A 1,048-nucleotide genomic window follows, 5' to 3' on the forward strand; every position below is an offset into this window, starting at 1 on the left:
CTTTCCCTGAAGGTCGCAGCAAGACTAGCTGCTTGATAGGGTAGAGGTGTAAGCACAGTAATGTGTTTAGCTGACTACTACTAATAGACCGTTTGGCTTATTTGATATTTTAATTTATACACTGCCTTGTTCAGTCTATTTTTTTTGGTTATTAACTTTAGATAAAAGAGAAAGAAAAATATATTTTTAAAAATATATTTTTCTTTCTCTTTTCCTTGTGTTTATAGAAAGAAGGATACACCTAGCTTTCCATTCCGAACCTAGAAGTTAAGCTTCTTTTCGCTGATGATACTGTACTTTACAAGTGTGGGAACGTAGGTTAATGCAGGGATAGAGAAAATTATTTTTTCTACTTCAAATGCTTTGTTTTTTAAAACAACTTCTTATTAAAATAATACAATATACAAATTTTATAAAAAATTAAAATAATTTATTGTTCTTATTGTGAAAAAGAATCTAATTTCTATATTTATTACTGCTTCATTTTTTGTAATAGTTATTGCTATTTTTTTGTTCTACTATAATTGATAAAAAGATTTATTTTTATGTTTTAAATTGCTTTATATTCATATTTTAATAATATATAATAATGTTATTTATACTGAAACATCAATTTAACTTTTAGTAAAGTTTTTTAAATAAATATTTTTGGAGAAAATAAAATTTACTAAATAAATTTTATTATAAGTTTTCTTATTAAAAAGAATATTATATAAATTGGCTTTTATATGTTTTTACTTTTAATTAATGAAATATTAGTAGCTTATGTAAAGATTATGCTTGTGAGTTTGCTAAATATTTGCTTTGTATATTTATTAGTTCTAATCTTAGAAATATTTAGAAGTAAAAAATACTATTTAAGTATTAAGTGCAGTCAATAATATCAATATGGGGCTTAATTTATTTTTAGAGATTCTAGAGCTAAAAGCTAGAATCTAATAATTAAAACTCAATAGTTCCTGTTGAAGCTAAAGGAATGCTTTTGTTTCCCGGACCAGAAGAGGTAGCATAAGAAGCTTTTAATAAATCACAGAATGTTCCTCTATTT

The 1,048-nt window shown here is 24.0% G+C and carries 2 rRNA genes; both read left to right on the plus strand.

Annotated features, from left to right (window positions below):
• Positions 1 to 105 (plus strand): 23S ribosomal RNA (locus tag CQA44_RS12155); the annotation flags it as partial.
• A gap of 108 nt (positions 106 to 213) precedes the next feature.
• Positions 214 to 331 (plus strand): 5S ribosomal RNA (gene rrf, locus CQA44_RS12160).
• The last annotated feature ends 717 nt before the right edge of the window (positions 332 to 1,048 follow it).

It is taken from the genome of Helicobacter sp. MIT 14-3879, from assembly GCF_003364125.1.